This window comes from Xanthomonas euvesicatoria pv. euvesicatoria (genome assembly GCF_020880415.1).
In the GTDB taxonomy this organism is placed as follows: domain Bacteria; phylum Pseudomonadota; class Gammaproteobacteria; order Xanthomonadales; family Xanthomonadaceae; genus Xanthomonas; species Xanthomonas euvesicatoria.
Window position 1 is genome coordinate 30,530 of the sequence record NZ_JAJIUJ010000015.1, and the last position, 15,754, is coordinate 46,283.

Annotated in this window: 11 protein-coding genes and 1 riboswitch; of the genes, 6 read left to right on the plus strand and 5 right to left on the minus strand. The window is 66.4% G+C overall.

All coding sequences use genetic code 11. The features are described from left to right. Window positions 1–67 precede the first annotated feature (67 nt). The gene (locus LN450_RS01825; RefSeq protein WP_071042663.1) at window positions 68–388 is read left to right on the plus strand and encodes a hypothetical protein; all 321 of its coding nucleotides are present in this window, start codon (window positions 68–70) and stop codon (window positions 386–388) included. Between the two features lie 67 nt (window positions 389–455). Here LN450_RS01825 and LN450_RS01830 read toward each other — a convergent pair whose 3' ends face one another. The 5 genes from LN450_RS01830 to raxST all read right to left on the minus strand — a co-directional run bounded on the left by LN450_RS01830 (window position 456) and on the right by raxST (window position 6,692). Further along, complete coding sequence (locus LN450_RS01830) at window positions 456–860, minus strand: hypothetical protein (RefSeq protein ID WP_003484384.1); 405 nt, start codon at window positions 858–860, stop codon at window positions 456–458. Between the two features lie 16 nt (window positions 861–876). Continuing rightward, window positions 877–2,130, minus strand: a complete 1,254-nt coding sequence (locus tag LN450_RS01835; protein ID WP_011346724.1) for a multidrug effflux MFS transporter — start codon at window positions 2,128–2,130, stop codon at window positions 877–879. Between the two features lie 278 nt (window positions 2,131–2,408). Next, window positions 2,409–4,565, minus strand: a complete 2,157-nt coding sequence (gene raxB / locus LN450_RS01840; protein WP_011346723.1) for a peptidase domain-containing ABC transporter RaxB — start codon at window positions 4,563–4,565, stop codon at window positions 2,409–2,411. Then, complete coding sequence (locus LN450_RS01845; protein ID WP_078537057.1) at window positions 4,562–5,908, minus strand: HlyD family secretion protein; 1,347 nt, start codon at window positions 5,906–5,908, stop codon at window positions 4,562–4,564. The genes raxB and LN450_RS01845 overlap by 4 nt, the downstream gene beginning before the upstream one ends. After that, entirely contained in the window at window positions 5,889–6,692 is an 804-nt protein-coding gene (gene raxST / locus LN450_RS01850; protein WP_039418813.1) for a RiPP modification sulfotransferase RaxST, read from the minus strand. The genes LN450_RS01845 and raxST overlap by 20 nt, the downstream gene beginning before the upstream one ends. A gap of 423 nt (window positions 6,693–7,115) precedes the next feature. Between raxST and raxX the strand changes: the two genes are divergently transcribed. The 5 genes from raxX to LN450_RS01875 all read left to right on the plus strand — a co-directional run bounded on the left by raxX (window position 7,116) and on the right by LN450_RS01875 (window position 15,667). Beyond that, complete coding sequence (gene raxX, locus LN450_RS01855) at window positions 7,116–7,295, plus strand: RaxX family RiPP (RefSeq protein ID WP_014089614.1); 180 nt, start codon at window positions 7,116–7,118, stop codon at window positions 7,293–7,295. Between the two features lie 252 nt (window positions 7,296–7,547). Beyond that, a riboswitch (glycine riboswitch) is annotated at window positions 7,548–7,662 on the plus strand. A 90-nt stretch (window positions 7,663–7,752) separates the two neighbouring features. Beyond that, window positions 7,753–10,626, plus strand: coding sequence for an aminomethyl-transferring glycine dehydrogenase (gene gcvP / locus LN450_RS01860; protein WP_046935913.1), 2,874 nt, complete (start codon window positions 7,753–7,755; stop codon window positions 10,624–10,626). 178 nt (window positions 10,627–10,804) lie between these two features. Then, complete coding sequence (locus LN450_RS01865) at window positions 10,805–12,439, plus strand: carboxylesterase/lipase family protein (protein WP_011346719.1); 1,635 nt, start codon at window positions 10,805–10,807, stop codon at window positions 12,437–12,439. 57 nt (window positions 12,440–12,496) lie between these two features. Then, window positions 12,497–13,351 (plus strand): aldo/keto reductase, encoded by an 855-nt coding sequence (locus tag LN450_RS01870; RefSeq protein ID WP_011346718.1) that lies wholly within the window; start codon window positions 12,497–12,499, stop codon window positions 13,349–13,351. A 207-nt stretch (window positions 13,352–13,558) separates the two neighbouring features. Next, window positions 13,559–15,667: a catalase gene (locus tag LN450_RS01875; RefSeq protein WP_011346717.1), complete on the plus strand. Its 2,109-nt coding sequence runs from the start codon at window positions 13,559–13,561 to the stop codon at window positions 15,665–15,667. Window positions 15,668–15,754: the final 87 nt, after the last annotated feature.

Here is a 15,754-nt window from a genome sequence, read left to right on the forward strand (position 1 = left end):
ACCGGCCAACCGTCGCTTCGGCAGATTGCTCAGGTGCAGCGCTCTCTGACAGCGAGGTGTTGCGTCGATGATCGGTCAGCGTTGCACGTGGTGGTTGCTGGTCTGTATGACGGCAGGTGGGTGCATCGCAGCGTTGGCGGTGCTGTTGTCGCTGGCGTGGCACCTGACGATTGCTTATTGCTGGCAGTGGCCGGGATTGATCGGCTCGCAACACAGCGCGCAGATGCCAGCGTTTCCCGCCTGCATGGCGCGGTGGCATCCTGCCACTGATCAAACCGTGATCGCGATGAGCATGCTCATCGCTTTGGCGACCTGCGGCAGGCTGCTGCACCATCTACTTCGGCATCGTCCACCCGCTGTTGCGCGTCCAGTGACACGCCCTGACTGACACCCAACGCTGTCGTGGGCAGCAGACGTGTCAGGCAGTGCGTCTAGCAGCGCTTGTTCCAGCAGGCTCAGTTGAGCTTGGTGCCGCCCTGCAACCGTTCGCTCAACCTGGTCTTGAACTGCTCGAACTCCATGCCGTCGGCACGGGCTTCGGCGTGCGCGGCGTCCTTGAGGGCGTCCGAGTAGGTCAGCCGCACGGGGGTGCCCTGGCGTTCGTGCAACTCGGCCGCGCGCATGATCAGCGCCAGCACCTGGGCGGCGCTGGTGCTTTCGCCGGCGATGCGGCCATCCATGCCCAGCACCCATTCACCGTCGCGGCGGACGATGCCGGCCAACAGGGTGCGTTGCTGGTCGCGGAGTTCGGCATGCGGTTCGATCGGGGACACCGGCGCGGGATTGGCGGCGGCCTGGTTGCGCTGGCGCTCGGCGGCGCGCTTGCGGGCATCACGGCGCAACTTGGAATCGGTGGACATGCAGGCTCCTGTGAGGTCAGAGGTGGTCGGCCGGCTCCAGAGGCACTGCCTCGGTGGCCTGGCGGTGCCGTAGACGGCGGCCGCTGCGGCGCTCCCAGCGCCAGAATAGCCAGCCCAGCAAGAAAAAGCCGGTCATGCCGATCGCCAGATGCCGCGGATGCTCACTCAGCAGCGGCGACAGCACCCCGGCCACCACCGTATTGGTCATCAACTGCGTGAAGGCCTGCAGCGAGGACGCCAGGCCGCGCTGCTGCGGGTACATGTCCAGCACTGCCAGCGCCAGGATCGGGAAGATCAGCGCCATGCCCACGCCGGCCAGGAAGATCGGCAGCACCGCCCACGGCAGCGCGATCTGCGCCACCGCAAAGGTGTAGGCCAGATTGGCCAGCGCCGCCACCCCGCAGCAGATGAAGCCGATGCGGATCTGCCGCACCGGCTGCATGCGCCCGGCCATGCGCCCGGACAGGAACGAGCCCAGCGTCATGCCGCCGATGGTGGGAATGAACAGCCAGGCGAAATCGCCTTCGCCCAGCTTCAGGTGCTGCATGATCAACACCGGCGCCGACGCGATGTACAGGAAGATGCCGGCGAAGTTGAACGAACCGGCCGCGGCCAGGCGCTGGAAGCGCGGGTTGAAGCCGATGCGCACGTAATCCTGCAACAGGCGTTTGAACTGCAGCGGCGTGCGCGCCTCCACCGGGTGGGTCTCGGGAAGCCAGGTCAGGGTTGCGATGAGCAGCACCAGGCCGAACACCACCAGGAACCAGAAGATCAACGGCCAGCCGCCGCCACTGAGCAGGATCCAGCCGCCGATGATCGGCGCGATGGCCGGCGCAATCCCGAAGATCATCGACACCTGGCTCATCAGCCGTTGCGCGTCCGGGCCATGGAACAGGTCGCGGATCACCGCCCGCCCGACGATCATGCCCACGCCGGCCGACAGGCCCTGCAGCGCGCGGAATGCCAGCAGCGTGGGCAAGTCTTGCGACAGCGCACAGCCGATCGAGCCGGCGACAAACAAGGCCAGCCCGCCCAGGATCACCCGTTTGCGGCCCCAGGCATCGGACAACGGCCCGTGCGCGATGCTCATCAGGCCATACGCCAGCAGATAGACGCTGATGGTCTGCTGGATCGCCACCTGGTCCACCGCCAGGCTGCGGCCCAGCTGCGAGAACGCCGGGAAGATGGTGTCGATCGAAAACGGGCCGAACATCGCCAGCCCGGCCAGCAGCAGCGCCATGCGACGGGTGGAGGGAACAGCAGAAGTCATGCGCAACGGTATCCGGAGGACTCCCCACGCGCAGGCACCGGCAGCGGTGGTCAGGCCAACGAGCGCAGCGGCAGGCATGGGGCAAAGAAGCCGACACTTTACGCCAACTGCCACCGCATGCGGCCAGCGATGGAGCGCATGCGCGGCACGCAGGCACATAAATCGCAGCCGCGTCCGCTTCGTCCTAGCACGGCATCGTCATCCTGCCCAGCCGAGCGGCTGCGCCCCCGGCAATGACGGCGCCGGCAGTGCTCGGCGCCAGCGGCCAACGGCAGCGATCAGTCGGCTGCGGCGGAGCGCTCCTGCAGCCGCTGCCAATCGGCGATCGGCTGATCGCTCACCACTCGCCCCTGTTCCAGGGTAATGACGCGCGCGGCCATGGCCACGGTTTCGCGTCGATGCGCCACGATGATCCGGGTGACCTGCATTGCCTGGATGGCGCGATTGACGCGCTGCTCGTTCATGACGTCCAGATGGCTGGTCGCCTCGTCCAGCACCAGGATGCGTGGCGACCTGTACAGCGCGCGTGCCAGCAAGACGCGTTGCCGCTGCCCGCCCGACAACCCGGTACCCGCCTCGCTCAACAACGAGGCGTAGCCTAGCGGCATCTGCTCCACCTCCTGGTGCACGCCGGCGATGCGCGCGCAACGTTCGACCTGCGCCTGATCCGGCTCCGGGTCGAAGAAACTGATGTTTTCGCTGACCGATCCAGTGAACAGCAGATCGTCCTGCATCACCGTGCCGACGATGGCGCGATAGGGCGTCAGCGCCGTCTCGCTCAGCGGGCGCCCGCCGATCTTTACGTGTCCGGCGCTGGGTTTCAGCAGCCCGAGGATCACTTTGACCAAGGTGGTCTTGCCGCACCCTGACGCGCCGGTGATGGCCACGCATTCCCCGCTGGCGATGCGCACGCTGACGTCTTCGAGCACGGCCGGGGTATCGTCGGCATAGCGGAAGCCGATGCCGCACAGTTCGATGGTGGTGTCGTTCCAGGCAGGCGCATCGATGCGCTGATCGGCCTCCTCGCGCGGCTGGTGGACGATGTCGGCCACCCGCTCCAGATGGACGCGCAACAGGCGGAACTCCACCAGCCGATCGATCAGCTCTGACAAGCGCATGGCGAACTGCTCGCGATAAGCCATGAATGCCAACAGCATGCCCAGCGAAAGCTCTGCGCGCAGGATCGCGAACGCGGCGAGCCAGATCACCAGCACCCGCTCGCATCCGAACAGCAGGCGCTTGAGTGACGACTGCCAGACCTCGCCCTGCGCCAGGCGCAGTTGTGCATTGGTCTGTTCGGCCAGCAGATGGGTCCAGTCCATGCGCCGCACCTGCTGGCGCCCGAACAGCCGCACGCCCTGGATGCCGCGCACGCTCTCCAGCAGGTGGGTGTGCTGGCGCGCGTCCCACAACAACTGCTCGGCGGCAGCTTCGCGCATCCTCCGCAGCCACAGCCAGCGTGTCGCCGCATACAGCGTTACCGCCACCAGCGTGATCGCGCTGAGGCCGACGCTGTAGACCAGCATCAGGCCGAGGGTGCCGATCACCAGCACGCCATCGACCAGGGTCTGGGTGAATCCGGTCGTCAAGGTGCGTTGCACCTGCACGATCGAGGCGAATCGCGACTGGATTCCGCCGAGGTGACGCTTCTCGAAATACGCCAACGGGAGCGCGAGCAGGTGCGCAAACACCTGCCCCATCCATTGAAAACCCAGCTGTGCCGACACGCTGGCGATCAGCCATCCGCGCAGCAGGGCGATGCAGGATTGCAGGACCACCAGCAACAGGAACCCGGCGCCAAGGACATGGATCAACCCGATGTCGGCCGACGGCACCGCCTGATCGACGATCCACTGCAGTTGGAACGGCATTCCCAGGCTGAGTACCTCGAGCGCGAATGCCAACGCAAGCACCTGCCAGACCGCCCGTCCAAGCCCGTGGACACGACCGATCAACGAGGACAACGCCACTGCCGGCGCCGCAGCTTGCGGACGGAAGTCGGCGGCCGGGCTGAGTTCCAGCGCGATCCCGGAGAAATGCCGGGAGAATTCGCCCGGCGTCAGGCTCCGCGGCCCGCTGGCCGGATCGTGGATCTGCAGACGACGGGTGCCCACCCGCTTGAGCACGACGAAATGATTGAGATCCCAATGCACGACGCAGGGCAGCTGCAACTCCGGCAGCGCGTCCATTTCCAGCCGCAACGCGCGCGCCTGCAGACCGAGCGCCTGCGCGATCGCGACCAGATTGGCCAGGTTGGTGCCCTGTCGCGATAGCAGGAAGCGGCGGCGCAGTTCGGCCAGGCCGATGTGGCAACCGTGATAGTGGGCGATCATGGCCATGGCCGCCAATCCGCATTCGCCGACTTGCCCCTGCAGGATCATCGGCAATCCACGCACGCCGGACGCTCGGCGCAACTGCGCCCACCAGCGGCTCATCGCAGCGTGCCGTGCAAACTGGACAGCGGCTCGAATGCCCACTGCGAGAAGCGCCGCCATTCCAATGCCAGCGTGCCCTGCACGCGCATACCCGGTCGCAGGACCGCCGTGCGTCCTGCACGCAGCGCGGCATCCCCGGCCAGGCGCACCCGCACGCGGTACAACGGCTCGCTTACCGAGACCGAGTCGACACGCGGCGGTTCGGGCGCGACGGCGATCTCGACCACCTGCCCGGCGAACTGACCGTAGTGCTGGTAGGGCAAGGCATCGAAGCGCAGTTGCACCGGCATGCCGGGGCCGATCAGCCCGGCGGCCCTGGAGGGCGCATACAACACGACCTCGGTCGCCATCGACGTCGGCAGCAGATCGGCCAGGCGTTGCCCCTGCGCGACCGCCTGCCCGCGCTGCAGCGGTCGCAGCGCTACACGCCCGGCACGCGGCGCGCGCACTTCCCAACGCGACGCGGCCGCCTGCTCGATCGCCGCACGCCGGTCCTCCTGCAGGCCGGCACCGGCCATCGCCAATTGTTGGCGCAAGTTCGACGGTAACTGCTGCACCTCGGCCTGGGCCTGCGCAAGCGCATCGGCCAAGGCCATGCGCTCGCGCTGCAGCTCCAGGGTATGCGCGCGTTGGTCGAGCACGTCGGCCTGTTTCTCATCGACGAATTGCTGGCTGACCAGGCCGCGCGTCAACGCGGTACGGTAACGTTGCTCGATCGATTGGGTCAGTTGCTGCCGATGGCGCAGCAAGTCCAGCTCGGCGTCGATCTGCTGCAAGCGGTCGCGCAGGCCGGCCAGCGCCCGCGCAGCCGCCTGCTGCTGCACGCGCCCCTGGGCACGCAACTGCGCCATCGCCTCGACGGCCAGGCGCTGCTGTTCGGCCAGCACCACAGCAGCGCGCTGGGTCGGCCGCCCGCGATCGTCGCGATGTTCGGCCGACAACACGAACAGCAGCTGGCCCGCAGCGACGCGCTGGCCCTGCACGGCGCCGACCTGCACCACCACGCCCGACTGCGGTGTGGTGACGGAGATCAGTCCGCCCGCCGGGACGACCGTGCCATACAAGGTCTCGCTGCGCGCGAAGCCCAGGCGGAAGAATCCGACCAGCAGCAGGATCACGGTCGTCATCAGCAGGCCTACGCACCAACGTAGCGCGCCATGCTGGCGCAGCACCACCGGCCCGAGCCGACTGCGCTGCCGGTAGTCCACCGCCTCGCGTCGAAACAGGGTCGTCATCCGCCGGCGGCCGCCGACGCCGGCCCGTGCTGGCCGCCTGCTCGGCAGTGCCGCCGCGTCGCCGTGCGCTGCCACGCCACGCGCCTGCTCATACCAGCAGGGCTCCATGCGAGGGCCCGCGTTCCCAGAAGGCCAGCTCCTGCAACCGCTCGAACAGCGCCGGCGGCAACACGCTGCGCCGGGGGACATACTGCACCCCGCGACGGACGCGATGCAGGCCCGGCATCTGCAACGCGGCATCGAAGCGTTCGGCCTCGGCCTGGACACCAGCATAGTCGTGCGCGAACGCCGGCAGTTGCAGGAAGGCGTAGACCTGCTCCATCGCCTGCGCCGGCCGCTGCGCCAGCGTTTCGTAGCGCAACAGCAGCAGTCGATCGGCATGTTCGCCGTAGAACGCCTGGCGCAGCCCGTCCAGTGCATAGCCCACCACGCCGCGCGGCGCGGTCAGCAGGTCCGCGCGCAACGAGACCGAATCTTCCGGGTCGTAACCGAACAACGCCGACAAGCGCAGCGGCTGGGTCTGCGCCAGGCGCTCGAAGCTATCGACGACCCAGCCAACATCGCGAACGCAACAGATGAGGCGGCTGTGCGGGAACAGCGTCGCCAGCCCTGTCAGGCGGCTGCACCAGGCGCGATTGGTGTCGAACACCGTGCCCAGCCCCTGGCGATCCTGGTAATAGGCGTCGAAGACCGAACGCAGCAGCCGCACCCGCTGTGCGTCGTCGATGTGCACGTTGGAGGGATGTTCCTCGCTCATGCCCATCAGCATCGCCGCGTACAGTCGCGCCACCGGCGAGGTGACATCGGCGTGCACATGCGGGTTCTGTCGCAGCAACGCGGCCAGCAAGGACGAGCCCGCCCGCGGCAGCCCGGAAATGAAATGGTAGTTCACCTCGCGCCTCCCCTGTCCGATGCTGGTCGGCGGCGGCATGCCGGCGAGACGCATCGCCAGCCAAGCCTGCATCGCGTGCCACTAGCACACGCGGACGCGCTGCGCAAAGGCGCTGCGCTTTGCGAATGCCAGCGATCCGGCCGAGCGGTCGGGAGCGCTTGCCGTGACCGGCATCACATCGGCACATGCCGGCACGGACCTGGCGGATGCGACGTTCGTTACCGCGCACACAGCGTCGTGCGCCGGCCCTGGGTCGCAACGGCACCCGCGCACGCTGGATCGCATGGTGCTGTCCCCGGCTCTGCGGTCCAGCGACCACTGTCGCCTCACCGGCCAACGGGCAGATGGCCGAGGCGGTCACGCAGTCGTCCCTTCGGGCGGCGTGACGCTGCGTACGAAGGGAAAACCCGTGAGGACGTCAACATGAATCTGTCGAAAAAATCGCCAACCAATGGTGCGCAAGCGCTGCAGCGGCCCGCCGGGGCCAAGGGCCAGCTGGAGCCCCTGGACCAGCGTCTGTGGAAGCATGTCGGCGGTGGGGACTATCCCCCGCCGGGCGCCAATACCAAGCACGATCCGCCGCCCAAGAACGGGCACCACTGATCCGCCTGCGCGGGCAGTCGCGAGCGGGCGCTGCCGTTGCCGGACCACCCGGTAGCGGAGGGAACAGCGCCGCTCAAACCCCGGAGGCCGGATGAGGCGACTCGCCCGGCCTTTGGCATTTCATGGCGCCGAAAAGCGTTTCGCCAAGCGGCTGGACGCTGGCTATACTAGCCAGGCAACACGGTGGGAGAAGCGGCACTGCCGCTGCCGAAGGCGCAACAGCCCGTAATCGCTCAGGCCCGATACCATCCGCAGTACAACTCTGGAGAGACCGGCCGATGCCGGCGCCGAAGGGGCACGAAACGCAGGCAGGCCGCGGGCCAGGCCGCGTTTTTAAACTCTCAGGCAAAAGGACAGAGGGGCGCGAGGAAGACTGCTGCTGCGGCAGGTCGTGGTGCGCGCATGCGCGTCATACCGGCCGTGATGCGGGTCGACCATTCGTCTGCCCCTACTCCGGATGCCCGCCATGTCCCAGACCCCGTCTTCCCTGCGCGACCTCGAACACCACAGCGCGTTCGTCGAGCGCCATATCGGCCCCAACGACGCGGAAATCGCCCAGATGCTGGACGTGGTCGGCCACGCCTGCCTGGATGCGCTGACCGATGCCATCGTGCCGGGCAACATCAAGTCGCCGGCGCCGCTGGCGCTGCCCGAGGCGATCACCGAAGAAGAAGCGCTGGCCAAGATCCGCGCCATCGCCGACAAGAACACCGTGTTCCGCAACTTCATCGGCCAGGGCTACTACGGCACCCACACGCCGAAGGTCATCCTGCGCAACATCCTGGAAAACCCGGCCTGGTACACCGCCTACACACCGTACCAGGCGGAAATTTCGCAAGGCCGCATGGAAGCGCTGATCAACTTCCAGACCCTGTGCGCCGACCTCACCGGCATGCAGATCGCCAACGCCTCGCTGCTGGACGAAGCCACCGCCGCGGCCGAGGCAATGACGCTGGCCAAGCGTTCGGCCAAGTCCAGGTCCAACACGTTCTTCGTGCATGACGCAGTGCATCCGCAGACGCTGGAACTGCTGCGCACACGCGCCGAGCCGCTGGACATCGTGCTGCGCGTCGGCACGCCGGAAGAAGCGCTGCAGGCCGAGTGCTTCGGCGTGCTGCTGCAGTACCCGGACAGCTTCGGTCATATCGGCGATCACGCTGCACTGGCAGACGCCGTGCACGCACAAGGCGGCCTGGTCGCGGTGGCCACCGATCTGCTTGCACTGACGCTGATCGCCGCCCCGGGGGAATGGGGCGCCGACATCGTGGTCGGCAACTCGCAGCGCTTCGGCGTGCCGTTCGGTTTCGGCGGCCCGCATGCCGCGTTCATGGCCTGCCGCGATGCCTACAAGCGCTCGATGCCGGGCCGTTTGATCGGCGTGTCGATCGATGCCGCCGGCAACCCGGCGTATCGCCTGACCTTGCAGACCCGCGAGCAACATATCCGCCGCGAAAAAGCCACGTCCAACATCTGCACCGCGCAGGTGCTGCTGGCGGTGATGGCGTCGATGTATGCGGTCTACCACGGCCCCGACGGCCTGACCCGCATTGCGCGACGCACCCATCGCCTGGCCGCGATCCTGGCGGCGGCACTGCGCAGCGCCGGCGTTACCGTCGGCGAGCGCTTCTTCGACACCTTGCACGTCAAGGCGATCGATGCCAATGCCATCCACGCGCGTGCGCGTGCGGCCGGCATCAACCTGCGCGCGATCGACAGCGAAGCGGTCGGCATCAGCCTGGATGAAACCAGCACGCGCGCCGATGTGGTCGCACTGGCTGCGTTGTTCGGTGCGCAGGCGGATGTGGACGCGCTCGATGCCGCCACCGCCGACGCATTGCCGCAAGGCCTGCTGCGCACCACCCCGTTCCTGACCCACCCGGTATTCAACACCCACCATAGCGAGCACGAGCTGCTGCGCTACATGCGCTCGCTGGCCGACAAGGACCTGGCGATGGATCGCACCATGATCCCGCTGGGCAGTTGCACGATGAAGCTCAACGCCACCGCCGAGATGATCCCGGTGACCTGGCCGGAGTTCGGTGCGATCCACCCGCTTGCACCGGCCGAGCAGTCTGCCGGCTACGCGCAGTTGATCGACGAGCTGGAAGCGATGCTGGTCGAGTGCACCGGCTACGACGCGGTGAGCCTGCAACCCAACTCCGGCGCGCAGGGCGAATACGCCGGCCTGCTGGCGATCCGCGCCTATCACCGCTCCCGCGGCGAAGCGCACCGCGATATCTGCCTGATTCCCGAATCGGCGCACGGCACCAACCCGGCGTCGGCGCAGATGTGCGGCATGACCGTGGTGGTGACCAAGTGCGATGCCAACGGCAATGTGGACGTGGATGACATCCGCGCCAAGGCGGAAAAATATTCCGACCGCCTGGCGGCGCTGATGATCACCTACCCGTCCACCCACGGCGTGTTCGAAGAAGACGTGGTGGCGATCTGCGAAGCGGTGCATGCGCATGGCGGCCAGGTCTATACCGATGGCGCCAACATGAACGCGCTGGTCGGTGTCGCCAAGCCCGGCAAGTGGGGCTCGGACGTCTCGCACCTCAACCTGCACAAGACCTTCTGCATTCCGCACGGCGGCGGCGGCCCGGGCGTGGGCCCGTGTGCGGTGAAGTCCCACCTGGCCCCGTATTTGCCGAAGACGCTGGGCGGCGAAGGCGATGTCGGCATGGTGAGCGCTGCAAGTTACGGCTCGGCCTCGATCCTGCCGATCAGCTGGATGTACGTGACCATGATGGGCAGCGCCGGTCTGCGCAAGGCCACGCAAGTGGCATTGCTCAACGCCAACTACATCGCCAAGCGCCTGGCGCCGCACTACAAGACGCTGTATACCGGCCGCAACGGACTGGTGGCGCACGAGTGCATCCTCGACGTGCGCCCGCTGGAGAAGACCAGCGGCATCGGCGCCGAGGACATCGCCAAGCGGCTGATCGACTTCGGCTTCCATGCGCCGACCTTGAGCTTCCCGGTCGCCGGCACGCTGATGGTGGAGCCGACCGAAAGCGAATCGCAGCATGAACTGGACCGCTTCATCGACGCGATGATCCAGATCCGCGAAGAGATCCGCGCCATCGAAGACGGCCGCCTTGACCGCGAGGACAACCCGCTCAAGCACGCGCCACATACCGCAACGCAGGTGTCGGCCAGCGAGTGGACGCATGCCTACCCGCGCGAACTGGCCGCCTTCCCGCTGCCCAGCCTCAAGCAGCAGAAGTACTGGCCGCCGGTGGCGCGCGTGGACAACGTCTACGGCGACAAGAACGTGATGTGCGCCTGCATCCCGGTGGATGCATACAAGGAAGACGTCGAGGCCTGATCGCCGCACCCGCGATGGCCAACAAAACCCAGCCGGTGACACGGCTGGGTTTTTTATTGCGCTGCGTGTGAATGCCCGGATGCCATACACGCCCCAGCGCGCTGCCAGCCGTTTTCCTGGCCTACACGTGCCACCAGGATGATGACGGACGCTTTCATCCCACAGCAGACCCTGGCGCATGCGTGAACTGAACTTTCTTGGTGCCGTTCTGGTGGCAGCCTGCCTGCTGATTGGCTGCGCACCGCGCCGTCCCGGCGAAGTGCCGGCGCTGGTGCACGCGCCCGATGCGCGTGCCGAAGTGGTGCAGACAACGGCCGGCCCGGTGCGCGGTGTGGCCAGTGCACAGGGTCGGGCATTCCTGGGGGTGCCGTTCGCGGCGCCGCCGGTGGGTGCACTGCGCTTTCGCGCACCGCAACCGCCAGCCGCATGGACGCAGGTCCGCGATGCCACCCAGGCCGGCCCGGCCTGCCTGCCGCGCTATCGCTTCGGGCAGAAGCATGTGTCCGAAGATTGCCTCACGCTCAATGTCTACGCACCGCCCGGCCCGGCAGCAGCGCATCCACGCGCGGTGATGGTGTGGATCTATGGCGGTGCGCTGGAATTGGGCAGCAATGTCGACTACGACCTGAGCGCGTTGGCTGCGCGCCAGGATGTCATTGTGGTGGCACCCAACTATCGGCTGGGCGTGTTCGGTTTCTTCGCGCATCCAGGCCTGCGTGGCGAAGGCGAAGGCGCCTATGCATTGCTCGACCAGCAAGCGGCCTTGCGCTGGGTGCAACGCAATATCGCCGCGTTCGGCGGCGATGCGCACAACGTCACCGTGTTCGGCGAATCGGCCGGTGCGTGGAGCATCTGTTATCAGCTCGCCTCGCCCGGCGCGGCGGGGTTGTTTCAACGCGCCATCCTGCAAAGCGGCAGTTGCCTGGCGAGCGATTCCAGCGTGCCACAGCGCGAGGCAGAAAGTGGCGGCGTCCGCATGGCGCAACGCCTGGGTTGCGCACGCACGCACGATGTTGCCGCATGCCTGCGCGCACTGCCGGCCGAAACGCTGGCCGATGCAGTACCACAACGGCGCGGCCTGACCGGCAGCGATGCGTGGGCGCCGATGTCCGGCGGCCAGGCGTTGCCGCTGCCGCCGGCCGCCGCAATCGCCAGCGGTCGGCATGCGCAGGTGCCGGTACTGATGGGCACCAATCGCGATGAAGGGCGTTTGTTTGCGCAATTGCTGTCCTACATCGGCAAGCTCAACCTGCGCGGCGGATATGAAGCGCGCGTGCAACGCATGCATGCCTCTCCAGCCCCGGTGCTGACGCAATACGCAGCCGTTGCCGCGCAATCGCGCTGGGAGGCGTTCGCCGACATCGTGACCGATGGCGGCTTCGCCTGCCCCACACGCCGGCTGGGGCAGGCATTGCGCACGCATGCGCCGGTGTACGCCTACGAGTTCGACGACCCGCACGCGCCGTACGGTCTGTTACGCCTGCCGTTTTCGCCTGCATTGGGCGCGTTCCACGCCTCTGAACTGGTGTATCTGTTTCAGCGCCCGTGGGTACTCAGTGGCCGGGCGCAGTTCAGTCCGGCGCAGCAGGCGTTTGCCAATACGGTGCAGGATTATTGGGGTGCGTTCGCGCGCACCGGCGATCCCAACGGTGGCGGGCGGCCGCGGTGGCCGCTGTTTGATGGCGACACGCCGCTGACACTGTCGCCGCACAGGATCGGCGCAACGCCCGACTTCGTGCAGCGTCATCGTTGTGCGTTCTGGGATGCGCGTGCAGACACTGCGACAACATCGGTGCAGCCATCGTCGCCGTGACAGGGCGATCGGTGTGATGCGACCGCCACCCTCATTCCAACGCGACAGGAACCCATCATGTCCGAATCGTCTTCCCCTTCCTGCGCACAGGTGCGCCTGCGCAACGGGCGTCGCGTGCCCGCATTAGGTCTGGGCTCCTGGAACCTGGGCCAGGGCCGGCATGCGCCCGAGCAGGAAATTCAGGCGCTGCAACTCGGTCAGCAATTGGGGATGCAGCTGATCGACACCGCCGAGATGTACGGCAATGGCCGCTCTGAGCAACTGATCAGCCAGGCCATCGGCCGTGCGCAGCCGCCCTACGTGGTGTCCAAGGTGTTGCCCGGCAATGCCAGCGCCCGCGGAATCGCACGCGCCTGCGAAGCCAGCCTGCAACGGCTGGGGGTGCGCACCTTGGATCTGTATTTGCTGCACTGGCGTGGCGGCAGCGATCTGGCCGAAGTGGTGGATGCATTCGAAGCACTACGCGATGCCGGCAAGATCCGCGATTGGGGCGTGTCCAACTTCGATGTCGATGACATGGAGGAGCTCTGGGCAATCGATGGCGGCTCGCGTTGCCTGGTCAACCAGGTGCTGTACCACGCTGGCAGCCGCGGTATCGAATTCGACCTGTTGCCGTGGTGCGCCGCGCACGAGGTGGCCGTGATGGCCTATTCGCCGCTTGGCAGCCGCGCGTTGCTGGATCATCCGGTCTTGCACGCCATCGGCGAGCGTCGTGGCGTTGCAGCCACCGCGGTGGCGCTTGCGTGGGCGATCCGCAGCGGCAATGTCATCGCCATTCCCGAATCCGGAACGCCGGCGCATGTGCGTGCCAATGCCGCGGCCTGCACGCTGCAATTGCACGCAGACGATCTTGCCGAGATCGATCGCGCCTTCGCGCCGCCTACCCGCAAACAGCCGCTGGATCTGCTGTAAAACATGGATAGTCGCGCCCGCTTGTCTGCGCATCTGCACGGCTGCGCGTGTGCGTGCTCGTGATCGCTGCAACATGCAACTGCGACGTCGCGCAATGTTTGCTGCACATGTGAGTTTTCGTTCGCAAGCAGACACATGCAATTAACAGCGCCACTCCCAGGCTTTATTGCTCAGCCCGCATCCCAAGCCCGCCAGAGTGGAGTTCCTATGGCCAAGTCCCCCAGCAAATCCGCGCAGGTCCCTGCCCTCGCACCTGCCAACACCACCGTCGATGGGTCGCGCGGTACTGGCGATGAATTGCACCAGAAGGCAGGCGGCACGCACCCGCAGCTGACCACCAACCAGGGCATTCCGGTAGGTGACAACCAGAATTCGCTCCGCGCCACCCCGCGCGGCCCGACGTTGCTGGAAGATTTCATCCTGCGCGAAAAGATCACCCACTTCGATCACGAACGCATTCCCGAGCGCATCGTGCATGCGCGCGGCAGTGCCGCCCACGGCTATTTCGAGCTCACCAAGTCGTTGAGCCAGTACACCACCGCCAAGATCTTTACCGAGGTGGGCGAAAAGACCCCGTTATTCACCCGTTTTTCCACTGTCGCAGGCGGCGCCGGCTCGGTGGATACGCCGCGCGATGTGCGCGGGTTTGCGGTGAAGTTCTACACCAAGGAAGGCAACTGGGATCTGGTCGGCAACAACATCCCGGTGTTCTTCATCCAGGATGCGATGAAGTTCCCGGACCTGATTCATGCGGTGAAGATGGAGCCGGACCGGGGCTTCCCGCAGGCTGCCAGCGCGCATGACACGTTCTGGGATTTCATTTCGCTGACACCCGAATCGATGCACATGGTGATGTGGGCGATGAGCGACCGCACCATTCCGCGCTCGCTCCGCATGATCGAGGGTTTCGGCATCCACAGTTTCCGATTCCTCAATGACAAGGGCGAAAGCACCTTCGTCAAGTTCCATTGGCGGCCCAAGCTGGGCCTGCAATCGACGATCTGGGACGAGGCGGTCAAGATCGCCGGCGCCGATCAGGATTTCCACCGCCGCGACCTGTTCGAAGCAATCCAGAACGGCGATTTCCCCGAGTGGGAACTCGGCGTGCAATTGTTCACCGAAGCCCAGGCAGCAACGTTCCCGTTCGATCATCTGGATTCGACCAAGGTCATTCCCGAAGAGCTTGTGCCGTTGCAAATCGTCGGCCGCATGGTGCTCGACCGCTGGCCGGACAACTTCTTTGCCGAAACGGAGCAGGTTGCCTACTGCCCGGCCAACATCGTGCCCGGCATCGACTTCAGCAACGACCCGCTGCTGCAAGGCCGCCTGTTCTCGTATCTGGATACGCAGCTGAGCCGCCTGGGCGGGCCGAACTTCCATCAGATTCCGATCAACGCACCCAAGTGCCCGTTCGCCAACAACCAGCGCGACGGTCACATGCAGATGAGCGTACCCAAGGGCCGCGTCGCCTATGAGCCCAGTTCGCTGCAGGCCGATGCGCCGCGTGAAGCGCTGCGTGGTTTCCCCAGCCATGCAACTGCGGCCGAAGAAGGCACCAAGGGCCGGGTGCGTGCAGAACGCTTTGCCGACCATTACAGCCAGGCGCGGCTGTTCTTCCGCAGCCAGACCGCACCGGAACAGGCTCATATCGCCTCGGCATTGGTGTTCGAACTGTCGAAGGTGGAAACCGCCCACGTACGCGAGGCCATCGTGGGTCATCTGCGCCATATCGACCAGGAGCTGGCGCAACGTGTGGCCGATGGCATGGGCATGACCGCCCTGCCGCCAGCACCGCCGGCTGCAGTGGCGCCGATCGACATGCCGCTCTCGCCTGCCTTGCAGGTCATCGGCAAGATGAAGGACACCCTGAAAGGGCGCACGGTGGGCATCCTGATTCACGACGGCTCCGATGCCGCGGCGATCAAGGCCGTACGCAAGGCGGCCGAAGCTGCGGGTGCGACGGTCAAGATCGTTGCGCCCAAGCTCGGCGGCGCCAAGCTTAGCGACGGCAAGCCGTTGGCCGCCGATGGGCAGCTGGCTGGGACGCCTTCGGTGGTGTTCGACGCGGTGGCGGTATTGCTGTCCTCGGAAGCGGCCAAGCTGCTGACACGCGAATCGGCGGCGCTGGATTTTGTGAGCTTTGCCTGGGCGCATCTGAAAGCCATCGCATTCGACGAAGGCGCGCAGTTGTTGTTGAAGGCCGGCAACGTCGGCAAGGATGCGGGCGTCGTTCCGGCCGCCGATACCAAGGCATTCATTACCGCAGCGAAAACCCGCCAGTGGGCACGCGAGCCGAAGGTGCGCATGCTGGCGTAACCGTGGGAAGACCAGGTACCCGGGTTTGAAACCGAGGCACGCCACATTCGCCGCGCTGACGGCCCCCAACCCTTCAGTTTTCGCCGC